We start from the raw sequence: 14557 nt of genomic DNA on the forward strand, positions 1-14557 counted from the left end.
ATTGCCATCATAAATACGAACCGAGGAATGGTTGCGTAATAATTCTTTAACCATTTAAATATTCTCTCCTTTGTGTCTTATCTATATCATGAGCATAGCACGCTTTGTTGTCAAAATCGAATAAAGAGGGATTTGTAGTTATATTTAAATAGTTTGTAAATGTAAAACTTTATTTCTTTTTCTTAAATGCAGATGTGACTTTTGGCTCTGTGCCATTTACTAATCGTTTAATATTTTCAATGTGCAAAATAATCGCTATGCCAAATAGAAGGACAGCAATAACAGTAGGACCGATTCCAGGAATCCATAAATAAGTTGCTGTACAAAAAACGAGATAAAACTCAAGTACTCCAACAATTAAATAGTTTGTTGCGAAAGATAAAATGACAAATAGAATAAGTGCAAATAAACCTATTTTCCAATCAACAGCAAGTAAAATGCCAATAATGGAAGCAGTACCTTTTCCACCATTAAAGCCCATATAAAATGGGAAATTATGACCTAAAATAACCCCTGCAGCCATCATGTAAGTTAAAAGCCATATTTGTCCTTCGGTTAAATGTATAGCATCTGCTAAATAAATGTGTGCGCCGATAATGGCTACAACACCTTTACCAATATCGATGAGAGCTACTAAAACGCCATATTTCCAACCTAGGGAAAGTGTAGCATTGGATGCACCAGCATTACCATGGCCAGCTTTTTTTAAATCAACCCCAGATAAAAATTGTGCCACTTTAGAGCCGTGAATACAGCCAATTAAATATCCAACTAAGAGAAAAATAATCACGGCTTTTACCATAAAAATACTCCCTTCAAAATTTTTTCTAAAATAGTGTATGCGTTCATAGTACGTAAAAGAGCAGACAGAAGTTTCGGAAAAAATAAAATTTACATGTTGACAGAAAAAAACTCTATGTTTATACTGTGTAACAACGATGGAAATTGAATCTCATACTCTTATCAAGAGCGGCGGAGGGATAGGCCCTATGATGCCCGGCAACCAGTAAGTGATGAACTTACTAAGGTGCTAATTCCTACAGATTCTTACTTGGATCTGGCAGATAAGGGGAGGAAAACTTGCAACCGCAACCCTCTTCTTAGCTGAAGAGGGTTTTTGTTTTCTACAGAAAAATCCTCCTCATCTCCGGTGCCATCGTAAAAAAATAACCATTTGGAGGTACACAATGACAAATTTTAAACCAGAAACATTGTTGTTACATGGTGGTCAAGAACCAGACCCAGTGACAGGATCTCGAACTGTTCCCATCTATCGCTCAACGGCATTCGTTTTTAAAGACACTGCTCATGCGCAACGTCTTTTTGCCTTAGAAGAAGCAGGGAACATTTACACACGCATTACAAATCCAACTGTTGATGTTTTTGAAAAACGTGTGGCTTTATTGGAAGGTGGAACAGCAGCAGTAGCACTTTCATCTGGTGCAGCGGCTATCGCATTTTCCATTTTAAACCTAGCTGGAGCTGGTGATGAAATTGTAGCAGCTAGTTCTTTATATGGCGGTACTTATAATTTATTTGCTAACACACTACCAAACTACGGTATTAATACAATTTTTGTAGATGAAACAAACCCAGACAATTTTAAGGCTGCAATTACCGATAAAACAAAAGCTATTTTTGCTGAAGTTTATGGTAATCCAAGCTTAAAGGTTTTAGATATTGAAGCGGTAGCTAAAATTGCACATGAGAATGGCTTACCATTAATTATTGATAGTACGTTTGCTTCTCCGTATGGCTCAACACCTATTGAATATGGTGCAGATGTTGTTGTTCATTCAGCCACTAAATGGATAGGTGGTCATGGTACAACTTTAGGTGGAGTAGTGGTAGATGCTGGTAAGTTTGATTGGACTAGCGGACGTTTTCCTGGTTTTACTGAGCCAGATGCTTCTTACCATGGCTTACGCTACGGCATTGATACGGCTTCAGCAGCTTTTGCTACGAAGCTACGCGTACAGCTATTACGTGATTTTGGTCCAACATTGAGCGCAGACGCAGCCTTTAATTTGTTACAAGGTTTAGAAACGCTTCATTTGCGTATCCCTAAACACAATGAAAATGCATTGGCAGTGGCTGAATATTTACAGAACCACCCATCTGTGGAGTATGTAAATTATAATGGCTTAGAAGATTTCCCAACACATGATTTAGCGAAAAAATATTTAAGAAATGGCTTCGGTTCAGTGCTCACATTTGGCATTAAAGGTGGACGTGAAGCCGGACGAAAGCTTATTGATAGCGTGAAGTTATTTTCACATGTAGCAAATGTAGGAGATGCCAAGTCATTAATTATTCATCCTGCCTCAACTACACATCAACAGCTCTCAGCAGATGAATTAGTTCAAGCTGGAGTAACCGAATCGCTTATTCGCTTATCCATCGGTTTAGAGGCAGTAGAGGACATTATTGCAGATCTAGAACAAGCGATTACGCAGGCAACAGCAACTGAACAAACAGTAAAAGCTTAAGTAAAAACATAAGGGAGAATGTTGTAGCGTTTACGTATTTTCTCATTCGATTTGCCTCATTTGGTAATACTTCTAACGTTACTACATCAGTCGAGTAAAGTCTCTGTTGATTATCAGAACCTTTTGAAAAATAATACCAAGTATTTTTATATGTATTATTGACTTAGTTAAATCCTTGTTATATACTAGGGAATAAGTTAAGGGTACGAAATTCTTGTTATAAAGGTAATGTTTTCATAAGTGCTCCCCCACTTTTGAATAGATGTGGGAGAGTAGTTACTTAGCCAGTAACTGCTCTTCCCAAAAACTGATGATAAAGGAGTGTTTGAAATGGGTAATATCTATAGTGCACAAAACATTGCATCCTATCTAATTTATGAGCTAAATGAAGGGCATGTTTTTGTCAATAATTCATCCATCCAACACCTCCTTGCATCGGTTGAAAGAAAATGGCAGCAAGTCTTTGGTCATACAGCATTTCAAGAGCATGTTGTTGCTGAAGAGGAGAGCTATACGATAAAGGAAGTTTTCGAAGCATATAAACATTACGGTGTAAGCCATATTCCACTTCCTGCGACAGAGTTTTACTTAAAGTATGGTACTTTTCAATTAGTGGAACGAACATATGCAGTCCCAAATTTTAAAGAAGAAGAAATTAGTCTTGTTCAACAAGTTTTAACACAATATCGATATCAGTTGCTTTCAAAAGCAAGTTGAACCCCCTCATATATAAGCTCATTCTCTACTGCTACAGGGAATGAGTTTTTTCTTTAGAGGTCCTTAAAATAATAACAAGATTATAGGTGTCCAAGCATACATATATAATAGAAGAAAGACATTCATCTATTTAAATGTAAAGAGTCAATTTTTGTTCAAATCTTATGGATTAATCGAAAAAACGTATAATAAGGGGAATGAAACCGATTTCTTTTGCACGTCTAGAGAAAACAAATGTCCTTCCTAGAAAGATTTTTCTTGTGAAAAGTATGTATTTGCGATACAATTTTCTTTAAGTTAAATTTTGAATTGTTTGAATTTGTGTGTGTTGCTACACGTACTGAAATAGCAAAACTCATACGAAGAAGAGTTGACTAAAGCCTGCGGTGGGTGTCAAATGATCATGACACAACCCCATGGAGAAATTAGCTTTGATGAAACTGCGGAATGTAAGTTGGAGGGAATAACAAGAATGGCAACTATAAAGGCAGCGATTTTAGGATTTGGAACGGTAGGTCAGGGCATCTATCATATATTAAATGAAAAGCGAGAAGAGCTAAAAAATAAATTAGGTATTGAATTAGAAGTTGCGAAGATTTTAGTGACAGATGCTAGTCGTGAACGTGTGCCAGGAACAGCACATTTGATGACAACGAGCATAGATGATGTCTTAGCAGAACCAGGTATGCAGGTTGTGTTTGAAGCAATTGTAAATGAAGAGCCTGCATTCAGTTATTTAAAGCGAGCAGTTGAGCATAAATGCCATGTTATTACAGCCAACAAAGTGATGTTTGCTAAACGAGGTTTAGAGTTACAGGATCTTGCAAAGACAAATGGTGTTTTTGTAGGCTATGAGGCAACTACTGCTGGTGGCGTACCTGTTATTAAAACAATGAAAAATATTTTACTTGTTAATGACGTAAGTCGTATACAAGGAGTCTTAAATGGCACATGTAATTATATTTTAACAAAAATGCGTGCACAGGGCTGGTCTTTCGAAACAGCTTTAAAAGAGGCACAGAGCTTAGGGTATGCTGAGGCAGATCCATATAATGATGTTTCTGGTCAGGATGCCTTTAAAAAATTAATGATTTTAAGTGCTTTGGCTTTTGGAGAACAGCCAGATTGGGCTGATGTAGAGGTCATTGGAATAGATAGTATCTCGGCTGAACAAGTACGTGAAGCGTGTGAAAATGGTTTGCGTTACCGCCATGTAGCTGAAGTGGAGAAACTGGCTGACGGTAAAATTATCGCTAAAGTTGGTCCACAACTTGTTGATAAAGAACATCCACTCTATCCAGTCGATGATGTGTTCAACGCAGTGGCATTAGAGACTAACTACATTGGCACATTAACATTAGTAGGTCCTGGAGCAGGAATGTATCCTACCGCTAGTGTCATGGTAGAAGATTATGCCGAGATTATTGGGAAAAGAGCAGGATTTGTTGTAACGATTTAAATTAACTTATTTCATTTAGAAGCCCACCATTCAACAATGTTTAAATTGTATGAATGGTGGGGTTTTTTAATCCTCGTCTTTCACATCAATATCCTCTGGAATAGGGGTAGATCGCCAAATTTCGATTTCCTCTTTAATTCGTTCCAGTTGTTTAAAATAAGTACTAAATTGACCGCTATTTATTAGAATTTGTTGTCCATCGTAAACTGAACGGATGCGCCCCTCATATACTAGACGCATTACTTGATCCTCAGGCATGCCAAGGTCAATAGCTGTCTCTGCAATTGTTTTATACATATGATTCGCTCCTTTTACAGTATTTATTATAACGTCCATTCAATAGAAAGCATACTGTGCTATATGAAAGATAAAATAAAATGGTAATTGTTTGATTTTGGATAAATATGTATTATAAATATCATGAAGTAATGAAGCGAGGATGATTGATAAAATGTTAAATCCATTGTTTGTATTACTTGCAGCCATTTTGTGGGGCATGACAGGTACGGCTCAATCGTTTTTAGATCAAGGAATATCTCCGATTGCGGTGGCCACAATCCGTTCTGCCATTGGTGGCGGTCTATTATTAGCCATCGCTATTTTGTTACGAAAAATTGACCTCCGAAATTGGTCATGGAAATGGACGATTTTAGCTGCGGCTAGTATCGCCCTTTTCCAAGGACTTTTCTTCTCATCAATACGTCTAACAGGTGTTGCTATTGGAACAGTTGCAACAATTGGGAGTGCGCCAGTGTTTTCTGGTATTTTAGAATGGATCGTTTGGAAAACGCGGCCCACATTGATATGGGGTCTTGCTACACTTATGGCCATCATCGGATGTCTTTTATTATTTATGAGCAATGGGGATGAAATAGTTCATGCTGGTGGATTCGCCCTTGCGCTTTGTGCAGGCTTATCCTTTGCATTTTATACAAATATAAGTAAAAAATTAATGGCACAAGCAGATGCATTACCAGCAGTCGCTATGACATTTTCGGTTTGTACGTTGTTTTTACTGCCGTTTTCTTTAGAAAGTGGATTTGCTTGGCTAGTAAACATACACAATTTATGGACAATGCTGTTCATGGGAATCATGTGTACAAGCGTAGCGTATTTACTGTTTTTAAATGGTCTGCAGAAAATTAGTTCATCCACAGCCGTAACCCTTTCATTGGCAGAACCATTGACTGCGGCTATACTAGGTGTATTTTTGATTGGAGAACACTTAACTATAGTGTCCTGGCTTGGTGTAGCAATGCTATTAGGAGGTATTGTTGTTTTAACACTAGGTGGAAGAAAAAAACTAAAACCTTAAGAAAATCTTCATTTTTATAATAGCTGGTTTTTAAGATTTGAAAGGTAGACTTATATTTGAGAGCGAGGTGTATATCATGACGAAATTAACAGTTCTTGTTACAGATGACGATCAAGATATTCGTGATGGTATTGAAATCTATTTAAAAAATGAAGGCTATCATGTCATTAAAGCAGCAGATGGCTTAGATGCATTAAAAAAGCTAGAGAACAATGAAGTACATTTAATTATTTTAGATATTATGATGCCAAACATGGACGGAATAACGGCTACCTTTAAAATTAGAGAGGAGCGTAATATTCCAATTATTATGCTAAGTGCGAAGGCGGAGGATGGCGATAAAATCCATGGATTATCAGTTGGAGCTGATGATTATGTGACAAAGCCATTTCACCCATTAGAATTATTGGCACGGGTGAAATCGCAACTACGACGCTATGTTCAACTAGGGACGTATAGTGAAGGTGCTACAAAGGTAGAAATTGACGGACTTGTTCTTGATGAAGAGGCTAAAGAAGTCATATTAGAAGGAGAACCAGTTCGCCTTACCCCGATAGAATATAAAATTACAGAACTATTAATGAAAAATGCAGGGCGTGTTTTTTCGATTCGAGAAATTTATGAACGGGTTTGGAATGAGGAAGCGTACAATGCTGAAAATATTGTAGCTGTTCATATCCGGAAGATCCGAGAAAAAATCGAAGCAGATCCGAAAAATCCGCGCTATTTAAAGGTGGTATGGGGCGTTGGCTATAAAATGGAAAAATAAAATAGAGAAGTATATGACTATTGCAGGATTTATTGCAGGAGTTATTGGGCTTATTTATTTTGGGATTTATGCCTATCAAATCGTCGATTCTCGCTCCTCAGAGGTTTTACAATTGTTAGAAAGAATTTTTTAGAGGAGTGTAAAGAGGGATGATAAAAAAATGGAGATCTCTTTTCGTTTTAATGTGTTTAATCTGGACGATTTTCGGTATTTTTACATTTTGGCATGTAGGTTATCAGTATATTGGTAAATCATATTTCGATTCAGAAAATTTCCAGCATGAAATAGATAATTTCACTGCAGAATTAGGACCTTTAGTAATAAATGTACCGAAGGCAGAGGATTTAAAAAATAAAATAGAAATTACCCAAACTGAAATAGAGGATCATCGTAATTACTACGGCACATTGGGACAGCAAATCGATAATATTAAAGCACAATACGAACAGCGTATTCAGGAAGCTATAGATGCCAATGCAACTGAATTAAAGACTAAGCTAGAGACTGAACGCGATAATAAAATTAAAGATATTACAGCAAATTTTGAAGATGATGAGCATGTACGAAAGAAGATTCTTGCTGAAAAAGAAGTGCTCATTGATAAATATATTAAAGACGTACAAAGTGAAGCCAAAAACTTTGAAAAAAACTTTGACTATTGGTCTTATGAGTTGAAGAATACGGAAACAGGTAAAACATATCGTGCTGGTGATGTTACTGAAAGTAGTGCCTATAAAATAAAATATACGGAGCGAAATCCATTATATGCAGGTAACATAAGTAATAATTTCAGGGATACTTTTTACCGTACAGAAACATATGTAAATGTAGATGACCTTTATGAAACAACTGAATATACGGGTGTCTTAACGATTTCAAAAAAAGCAGTGCAAACATTAGGCGTTATGCAGGATTATAGTCGTTTTCATCGAAATCAATATACCTTCTTCCTAGTATGGCTCACTAGTATAGTAACAGCATTCTTTGTTTGGAGAGGACGTAAGGGTTTACTACAAACTGTCAAGGATATGAAGGAAAAAGAGATTTTAACTAAAGTTAAATTCGACTTTCAAGTTGTTTTAGTATTGATCACAGGATTTATATATCTTATTGCGTCTCAAGTTGTTTTTGAATCTATTGAATACACTTACGAATACAATTATCAACATAATTATGTGCGCTATATACTAGATCTTGCCTTTAAATTAGGTGTGTTATTTGTAATTGGCAGTGCCTTCTTTGTGCAGTTAATATGGTTGTATACAAGAGTAGATACTTTGAAAAAGCTAGAGGAAAATGTAAAATCGAGCTATTTATGGTCACTTGGGGATTCGATGACTGATTTATTTATCAACCGTTCGATTGCATTGCATTCAATTGTGATGCTCGCTGCAGCCTTCTTTGGTGGAGGTAGTCTTGTCGCTTCAATGTTAAGAGGAGGAGCTTTTCAAGTTCTTGTCCTTGGATTGTGTACGTTCGTAGGAGTTCCAGCATTAATCGTTTTTCTATCAAGAATGGGTTACCTAAATCGCATTATGAAGGATACGAAGGATATGGCTGAAGGACGGTTAAACCGTGATGTAAAGGTAAAAGGCAAATCACCGCTTGCTGGTCATGCGGAGAATCTTAACCATTTACGGGAAGGTGTTCGTACGTCAATGCACCAGCAGGCTAAAAGTGAACGGTTAAAAACAGAGCTAATTACCAATGTGAGTCATGATTTACGGACTCCTCTAACCTCTATTATTACGTATACGGATTTACTGAAAAACCCTACGATTACAGATGAAGAACGTCAGCAATATATTCATATTCTTGATAAAAAATCTGAACGTTTAAAAGTGTTGATTGAAGATCTCTTTGAAGTATCAAAAATGGCAAGCGGGAATATCGAGCTTCAACGAAGTCGTGTAGATTTGACACAGCTTATTCAGCAAGCGGTGGGAGAACATAAGGAAGATTTATCACAGTCACGTTTAGATTTACGAATAACGATGCCTCATGACCCTATTTATGCCTATGTGGATGGTCAAAAATGGTGGAGGCTTATTGATAATTTAATTGTTAATGTCTTGAAGTATGCGTTAGAAGGGACACGTGTATATGTAACGTTAAAACGTACGGCAGATGGTGACGCCGAATTCACAGTGAAAAATGTAGCGAAGTATGAAATTAGCGAAGATGCTGATGAATTATTTGAACGCTTTAAACGGGCAGATGCTTCACGACATACAGAAGGCTCTGGACTTGGATTAGCTATAGCACAGTCCATTGTTGATTTACACGGAGCTAGAATGACTATTGATGTCGATGGTGATTTATTTAAAGTAACAGTTCGTATTTCGGCAGTATAATGGGAAGATGGTGGCAGAGGTTTGCCACCATCTTCTTTATATTATAAGCCTAAATTTTTAGCGATAATAACTTTCATGACTTCATTTGTTCCAGCATAGATGGACATAACAGGAATATCTCTATACCTACGGGCAATTTTGTATTCCTCCATATATCCATAGCCGCCATGCAATTGCATACATTGTGTGGCAAGATTACGTGCATTTTCTGTTATCCAGTATTTTGCCATTGATACTTTAGTAACGACATCTTTACCTGCTATATGGTCTTCAATCAAAGATTCTAAAAACGCTTTGCCAAGCTCAATTTTAGTTGCCATTTCAGCTAGTTTAAATTGAGTATTTTGGAAGTCTCCAATTGTCTTACCAAAGGCTTGGCGCGATTTTACATAGTCAAGCGTTATGGCAAGCATATCCTCTGCGGCTGTTTGAGCAGCAATCGCTACCGCTAAACGCTCTTGTTGCAGTTTTTCCATCATATAGTGAAAACCTTTGCCTTCTTCTCCTAGTAGGTTTTTTACAGGCACTCGGCAATCTTCAAAATAGAGCTCTGCTGTATCTTGGGCATGCATGCCAACTTTTTCGAGTTGTCTTCCTTTTGTAAAGCCAGGAGTACCTTCTTCAATGACAAGTAGACTAATTCCACGATGCTTTTTCTCTGCCTGTGGATTTGTCTTCACTGCAACAACGACTAAGTTTGTATGAATTCCATTGGTAATGAAGGTTTTTTGACCATTCACTATGTAATGGTCACCATCGCGAATAGCTGTAGTTTGGATATTGGCTAGATCTGAACCTGTACCAGGCTCGGTCATCGCAATAGCTGTTATAGAGTCGCCTGTCACACATTTAGGTAACCAGCGAGACTTTTGGTCATGTGTACCATAGGCCTCGATATATGGTACAACAATATCATTATGCAGGCCCACTCCGATCAGGCTGGAGCCTATCCGTTCAAGCTCTTCTTGAATGATAACACCAAAGCTGAAATCCAGCCCCAGCCCTCCATATTGCTCTTCAACCTGTGGACAAAGATAGCCCATATCACCGAGCTTACGCCAAAATGAAAGAGGAATAAGATGATCCTTTTCCCATTGAGCATAATGTGGCTCTGCTTCTTCAGCTAAAAACTTACGAAAGGTTTTACGAAATAACTCATGCTCTGTTGTTTCAAATTTATAACGTGTCATTTGATATAGCACCCCTTTTTGATTCGTAAATGTGTAAATATTCTGTCTTATTGATCATGTTACTGGAAGATTTGTGAAAATAAAAGTAGCTTTTAGTGAGGAAGTGACGAAAATGTCATCTATATACAGTGAAATGTCATGTAATACGATAGAATTCAAATAAACGAAAAGATAAACTTATATTTGTAAGCAATTTAAGGTGGCTAGTTTCTATTTTCACTAGAAGATTATTCAAATGCTTCATGTAATAGGATTGTTAAGTAAAATGATATAATCGACTAAATATAGAGAAAGTAGAGGACGAAGTTATGCCAAAAGTAATCGGCGGTTTACTTTTAATTAGTGTTTATAGTGCGTTGACTTTCTATTTAGGGTGGGGAGTGAAGCAGTGGCTTGTAGCTATGGGGTGGTTCCGTTATCCAGTCCTATTTTGGTTACTATTATATATTGTGGCATTTAGTATTATAATCGGAAGGCTACATGAGTCTTTACGCTTCTTTTCGGTGATCAGCAATTATTGGATGTTTATCTTTGAGTATGGATTATTACTATGTTTAGTTGCACAATTGATTATTTGGTTAACACCCTTTAAAAATGTACAAATAATTGGTAGTATAGCAGTTGCTGTGCTATTAGTATTAGGTATCATTGGCTCTTATTTAGCCTATTCTCCAGTTGTTCGTCATTTAGAGATCGCGGTTGCAAAAAAAGACAGTGAGCTTCATTCAATGAGAGCTGTTGTGGCATCCGATTTTCATTTAGGGGTTTTATCGCATAAAAGGCATTTGCAACGCTTTGTTAGCTTAGCTAATGAAGCACAGCCAGATATTGTGTTGTTAGCTGGTGATATTGTGGATGATGATCCAAAATGGTTTGTACAAGAGGGAATGGCGGATGTCATGAAACAATTAAGGGCTACATATGGAACGTATGGTATACTAGGTAACCATGAGTATTATGGCAAAAAAATCCCTGAATTTATAAGAGAAATGGAAAATGCCAATGTAAAAATACTGCTAGATGAAACAATTCGTATAGAAAATGCGTTTATATTAACAGGGCAAGAAGACAGGACGAACAAAGAAAGAAAACCACTTGAAGATTTAAAGTCTACTGATAATTTACCTTGGCTTGTAATGAACCATACACCTGACGACTTGTTGACACCTTCGAAAATGGGTGTTGATTTACATATGTCAGGTCATACGCATAAGGGTCAGCTATGGCCGAATCAGTTTATAACAGCAAGAGTATTTGAACTGGATTATGGTTATAAGCTGAAGGAGCACATGCATACACTTGTTTCATCAGGATATGGCTTCTGGGGACCACCTATGCGAATTGGTAGTAGATCAGAACTGTGGGTAGTAGATATAAAATTTCAATAATAAGTTGAAATTTTGAATTGGACTACTTAGGCGAATTGGCAGTAGTATAGAAAAACGGAGTATTTTATAATAAGTGGGTATTTTATTAAAAAAGGTAAGGTGACATGGTGGAAATTATAGAGTTATTAAAAGCATTGATATTAGGCTTTGTTGAAGGTATGACAGAATTTGCACCAGTATCTTCTACAGGTCATATGATTATCGTAGATGATATGTGGTTAAAGACAGAAGAGTTTTTAGGAAAATATCCTGCGAATACATTTAAAATTGTAGTTCAACTTGGTTCTATATTAGCAGTTATCGTTGTTATGTGGAAACGTATGTTGAGCCTCATTGGCTTATACAATATAGATGGACAATCTAAATCTATGAATGGCCGTTTTAACTTATTGCATGTCATTGTTGGGATGCTACCTGCGGTTGTCTTAGGTTTTGCATTCAAGGATTTTATTGATGACCATCTTTTTAAAGTAGAGCATGTTATTTATGCATTGGTAGCTGGGGCAATTCTAATGATTGCGGCAGATAAATTGGCACCGAGAAAGCCAAAAGTAGATTCTCTAGATAAGATTTCATATGGATTGGCATTTAAAGTAGGGCTAGTACAATGTCTATCTTTATGGCCAGGTTTTTCCCGTTCAGGCGCAACAATTTCAGGTGGGGTACTATTCGGTATGAGTCACCGTGTTGCAGCTGATTTTACATTTATTATGGCAGTACCGATTATGGCAGGTGCTAGTCTAGTATCTGTTTTGAAAAACTGGGATACTTTATCAATGGACTATTTTGGATTCTATGCTGTCGGATTTATTAGTTCATTTGTCTTTGCATTACTATCGATCAAGTTCTTCTTAGCACTTATTTCAAAAGTGAAATTAATGCCTTTTGCGATTTATCGTTTAGTTTTAGCTGCTGTTCTTTGCGTAATCATTTTCATGTAAAGTTAAAAGTCACTCTTCTGTACAAGAAGGAGTGGCTTTTTTGCATGCCTTTTCTGAATACATCTTTTTGAAATGAATATCATTGGGTTCAAAGTACTTTTTGTGGTGTAATATGATAACTGTATCTTCTGAAGAATTAGAAAGGGTAACCAATCGCTTAAATTCAACAATCAGAGAGTTATAAAAATTAGCTATGCATACAATATATGCATAGCTTTTTAATACAAAGGTTTAGGATAGAATGATTTATTTCAAGGATAAACTAAATAAATAGGCTGATGCGGTAGCACGCCATTAGTTATAGATAACCTGTAACTAGAAACCTCTAGAAAATGATTGTTTTAAGTGTTACGCTAAAGGCGAATTAGGGAAATGAGTAGAGGGGTGTTTGGAACATGAAAAAGAAATTATTTATAACACGGAAGTTTCCTACACATATTGTTGAGCCGTTACAGGAGTATTATGAAATCTCACAGTGGGAAGAAGAGGAGATTGTGATTCCACGTGACAAACTGCTAGCAGCTGTAACTGATTGTGAAGTGCTGTGGGTAACGATAGCAGATCAAGTAGATGAAGAGTTACTTTCTTACGCTCCAAATTTAAAACTAGTGACGAATTTGGCAGTTGGTTATAATAATATCGATGTTAAAGCTTTACGGAAAAAAGGAATTATGGCAACCAATACACCTGGTGTCTTAACCAATACGACTGCGGATTTAGTATTTGGTTTACTACTAGCTACTGCGAGAAGAATTCCGGAAAGTGAGAGGTATTTACGGGAAGGTAAATGGAAAAGCTGGTACCCCATGCAATTGGTTGGTAAGGATGTATCTGGAGCGACAATAGGAATTATCGGTATGGGCCGCATTGGACAAGCTGTTGCAAGACGTGCAAAAGGTTTTGAAATGAAGGTTCTATATAATAATCGTAGACGTCGTCACGAAGCGGAAGAAATGTACGGTTTTCAATATGTTTCATTGGAGGATCTTTTAAAGCAATCTGATTTTGTAGTGATCATGACACCTTATAATAGTGATACGGAAGGCCTTATTGGAGCACAAGAATTAGCTTTGATGAAGGATGATGCTGTATTAATAAACGCTTCCCGTGGTGGAATTATAGATGAGGCTGCACTATATGATGTTTTGAAAAATGGAAAGCTCTGGGCAGCAGGGCTTGATGTGTTTGAACAAGAGCCAATTGCGATGGATCATCCATTATTAACACTTCCGAATGTCGTTGCGCTACCACATATCGGTAGCGCGTCTTTAGAAACGAGAACAGCTATGTTAATGTTAAATGTGAAAGCCTTAATGGCATATGGGCAGGGCAAGGCAATTTCGAATCGAATCGATTAAAAATTGGAGCATATCACTGTGATATGCTCCATCTTTATTATCTATTAAATAAATCGAATATACCGCCGATACCGCCTTCGCCCTTAGACTGGCCGCCTCCGCCTTGTGAAATTGGCGCTGCTGCAAAGACACGACTTGCTAGACGGCTAAATGGTAATGATTGTACCCACACTGTTCCCGGGCCGCGTAATGTAGCAAAGAAGATTCCTTCGCCACCAAATAATGCTGTTTTTACGCCTCCAACCATTTCAATATCGTAATCTACATTAGATGTCATTGCCACTAAACATCCTGTATCCACACGTAAAACTTCTCCTGGTTGTAACGTTTTTTCGTGAATTGCTCCACCTGCATGAACGAATGCCATGCCGTCACCCTCAAGCTTTTGCATAATGAAGCCTTCCCCACCGAAGAAGCCTACACCGATTTTTTTCTGAAATTCAACGCCAACAGATACACCTTTAGCTGCAGCTAGAAATGCATCCTTTTGACAAATGATCTTACCATTTAGTTGGCTTAAATCCATTGGTATAATTTTACCAGGGTATGGGGAAGCAAAATAAACATGTTTCTTACC

14 protein-coding genes and 1 riboswitch are annotated in these 14557 nt (G+C 37.2%); of the genes, 10 read left to right on the plus strand and 4 right to left on the minus strand.

All coding sequences use genetic code 11. The features are described from left to right. Positions 1 to 169: 169 nt before the first annotated feature. Complete coding sequence (locus tag RT445_RS16420) at positions 170 to 802, minus strand: glycerol-3-phosphate acyltransferase (protein ID WP_274795402.1); 633 nt, start codon at positions 800 to 802, stop codon at positions 170 to 172. 155 nt (positions 803 to 957) lie between these two features. Continuing rightward, positions 958 to 1071, plus strand: a riboswitch (SAM riboswitch). 116 nt (positions 1072 to 1187) lie between these two features. Here RT445_RS16420 and RT445_RS16425 point away from each other — a divergent pair. From RT445_RS16425 to RT445_RS16435, 3 genes are all read left to right on the plus strand, one after another. Then, positions 1188 to 2489, plus strand: coding sequence for an O-acetylhomoserine aminocarboxypropyltransferase/cysteine synthase family protein (locus tag RT445_RS16425; protein ID WP_274795403.1), 1302 nt, complete (start codon positions 1188 to 1190; stop codon positions 2487 to 2489). A 330-nt stretch (positions 2490 to 2819) separates the two neighbouring features. Beyond that, complete coding sequence (locus tag RT445_RS16430) at positions 2820 to 3206, plus strand: hypothetical protein (protein ID WP_274795404.1); 387 nt, start codon at positions 2820 to 2822, stop codon at positions 3204 to 3206. 472 nt (positions 3207 to 3678) lie between these two features. Continuing rightward, positions 3679 to 4665, plus strand: coding sequence for a homoserine dehydrogenase (locus tag RT445_RS16435; protein ID WP_313470999.1), 987 nt, complete (start codon positions 3679 to 3681; stop codon positions 4663 to 4665). 66 nt (positions 4666 to 4731) lie between these two features. On the opposite strand, the gene RT445_RS16440 is transcribed toward RT445_RS16435, so the two are convergent. Continuing rightward, positions 4732 to 4962 carry a MerR family transcriptional regulator gene (locus tag RT445_RS16440; RefSeq protein ID WP_274795405.1) on the minus strand — a complete coding sequence of 77 codons (231 nt, stop codon included), beginning with the start codon at positions 4960 to 4962 and terminating at the stop codon, positions 4732 to 4734. Between the two features lie 154 nt (positions 4963 to 5116). Between RT445_RS16440 and RT445_RS16445 the strand changes: the two genes are divergently transcribed. The 4 genes from RT445_RS16445 (at position 5117) to RT445_RS16460 (ending at position 9103) form a co-directional block, all read left to right on the plus strand. Further along, entirely contained in the window at positions 5117 to 5980 is an 864-nt protein-coding gene (locus RT445_RS16445; RefSeq protein WP_274795406.1) for a DMT family transporter, read from the plus strand. Positions 5981 to 6056: 76 nt separating this feature from the next. After that, entirely contained in the window at positions 6057 to 6749 is a 693-nt protein-coding gene (locus tag RT445_RS16450) for a response regulator transcription factor (protein ID WP_274795407.1), read from the plus strand. Then, positions 6727 to 6882 carry a hypothetical protein gene (locus RT445_RS16455; RefSeq protein WP_274795408.1) on the plus strand — a complete coding sequence of 52 codons (156 nt, stop codon included), beginning with the start codon at positions 6727 to 6729 and terminating at the stop codon, positions 6880 to 6882. The genes RT445_RS16450 and RT445_RS16455 overlap by 23 nt, the downstream gene beginning before the upstream one ends. 16 nt (positions 6883 to 6898) lie before the next feature. After that, complete coding sequence (locus tag RT445_RS16460; protein ID WP_274795409.1) at positions 6899 to 9103, plus strand: sensor histidine kinase; 2205 nt, start codon at positions 6899 to 6901, stop codon at positions 9101 to 9103. A gap of 41 nt (positions 9104 to 9144) precedes the next feature. On the opposite strand, the gene RT445_RS16465 is transcribed toward RT445_RS16460, so the two are convergent. Further along, complete coding sequence (locus tag RT445_RS16465; RefSeq protein ID WP_274795410.1) at positions 9145 to 10293, minus strand: acyl-CoA dehydrogenase family protein; 1149 nt, start codon at positions 10291 to 10293, stop codon at positions 9145 to 9147. A 308-nt stretch (positions 10294 to 10601) separates the two neighbouring features. On the opposite strand from RT445_RS16465, the gene RT445_RS16470 reads away from it, so the two are divergent. From RT445_RS16470 to RT445_RS16480, 3 genes are all read left to right on the plus strand, one after another. Then, positions 10602 to 11681, plus strand: coding sequence for a metallophosphoesterase (locus RT445_RS16470; protein ID WP_274795411.1), 1080 nt, complete (start codon positions 10602 to 10604; stop codon positions 11679 to 11681). A 104-nt stretch (positions 11682 to 11785) separates the two neighbouring features. Further along, positions 11786 to 12622 (plus strand): undecaprenyl-diphosphate phosphatase, encoded by an 837-nt coding sequence (locus RT445_RS16475; protein WP_396631729.1) that lies wholly within the window; start codon positions 11786 to 11788, stop codon positions 12620 to 12622. A 395-nt stretch (positions 12623 to 13017) separates the two neighbouring features. Beyond that, the gene (locus RT445_RS16480) at positions 13018 to 13980 is read left to right on the plus strand and encodes a 2-hydroxyacid dehydrogenase (protein WP_274795412.1); all 963 of its coding nucleotides are present in this window, start codon (positions 13018 to 13020) and stop codon (positions 13978 to 13980) included. Between the two features lie 37 nt (positions 13981 to 14017). Here the strand turns inward: RT445_RS16480 and RT445_RS16485 are convergent. Continuing rightward, a partial coding sequence (locus RT445_RS16485) for an AIM24 family protein (RefSeq protein ID WP_313470997.1) occupies positions 14018 to 14557 on the minus strand: 540 nt, incomplete at its 5' end.

Source organism: Lysinibacillus sp., from assembly GCF_032093475.1.
GTDB classification, from domain to species: Bacteria; Bacillota; Bacilli; order Bacillales_A; family Planococcaceae; genus Lysinibacillus; species Lysinibacillus irui.

Coding starts and splice junctions, on each gene's coding strand:
- RT445_RS16420 (WP_274795402.1), bottom strand. CDS start 802: ATGGTAAAAGCCGTGATTATTTTTCTCTTAGTTGGATATTTAATTGGC.
- RT445_RS16425 (WP_274795403.1), top strand. CDS start 1,188: ATGACAAATTTTAAACCAGAAACATTGTTGTTACATGGTGGTCAAGAA.
- RT445_RS16430 (WP_274795404.1), top strand. CDS start 2,820: ATGGGTAATATCTATAGTGCACAAAACATTGCATCCTATCTAATTTAT.
- RT445_RS16435 (WP_313470999.1), top strand. CDS start 3,679: ATGGCAACTATAAAGGCAGCGATTTTAGGATTTGGAACGGTAGGTCAG.
- RT445_RS16440 (WP_274795405.1), bottom strand. CDS start 4,962: ATGTATAAAACAATTGCAGAGACAGCTATTGACCTTGGCATGCCTGAG.
- RT445_RS16445 (WP_274795406.1), top strand. CDS start 5,117: ATGTTAAATCCATTGTTTGTATTACTTGCAGCCATTTTGTGGGGCATG.
- RT445_RS16450 (WP_274795407.1), top strand. CDS start 6,057: ATGACGAAATTAACAGTTCTTGTTACAGATGACGATCAAGATATTCGT.
- RT445_RS16460 (WP_274795409.1), top strand. CDS start 6,899: ATGATAAAAAAATGGAGATCTCTTTTCGTTTTAATGTGTTTAATCTGG.
- RT445_RS16465 (WP_274795410.1), bottom strand. CDS start 10,293: ATGACACGTTATAAATTTGAAACAACAGAGCATGAGTTATTTCGTAAA.
- RT445_RS16470 (WP_274795411.1), top strand. CDS start 10,602: ATGCCAAAAGTAATCGGCGGTTTACTTTTAATTAGTGTTTATAGTGCG.
- RT445_RS16475 (WP_396631729.1), top strand. CDS start 11,786: ATGGTGGAAATTATAGAGTTATTAAAAGCATTGATATTAGGCTTTGTT.
- RT445_RS16480 (WP_274795412.1), top strand. CDS start 13,018: ATGAAAAAGAAATTATTTATAACACGGAAGTTTCCTACACATATTGTT.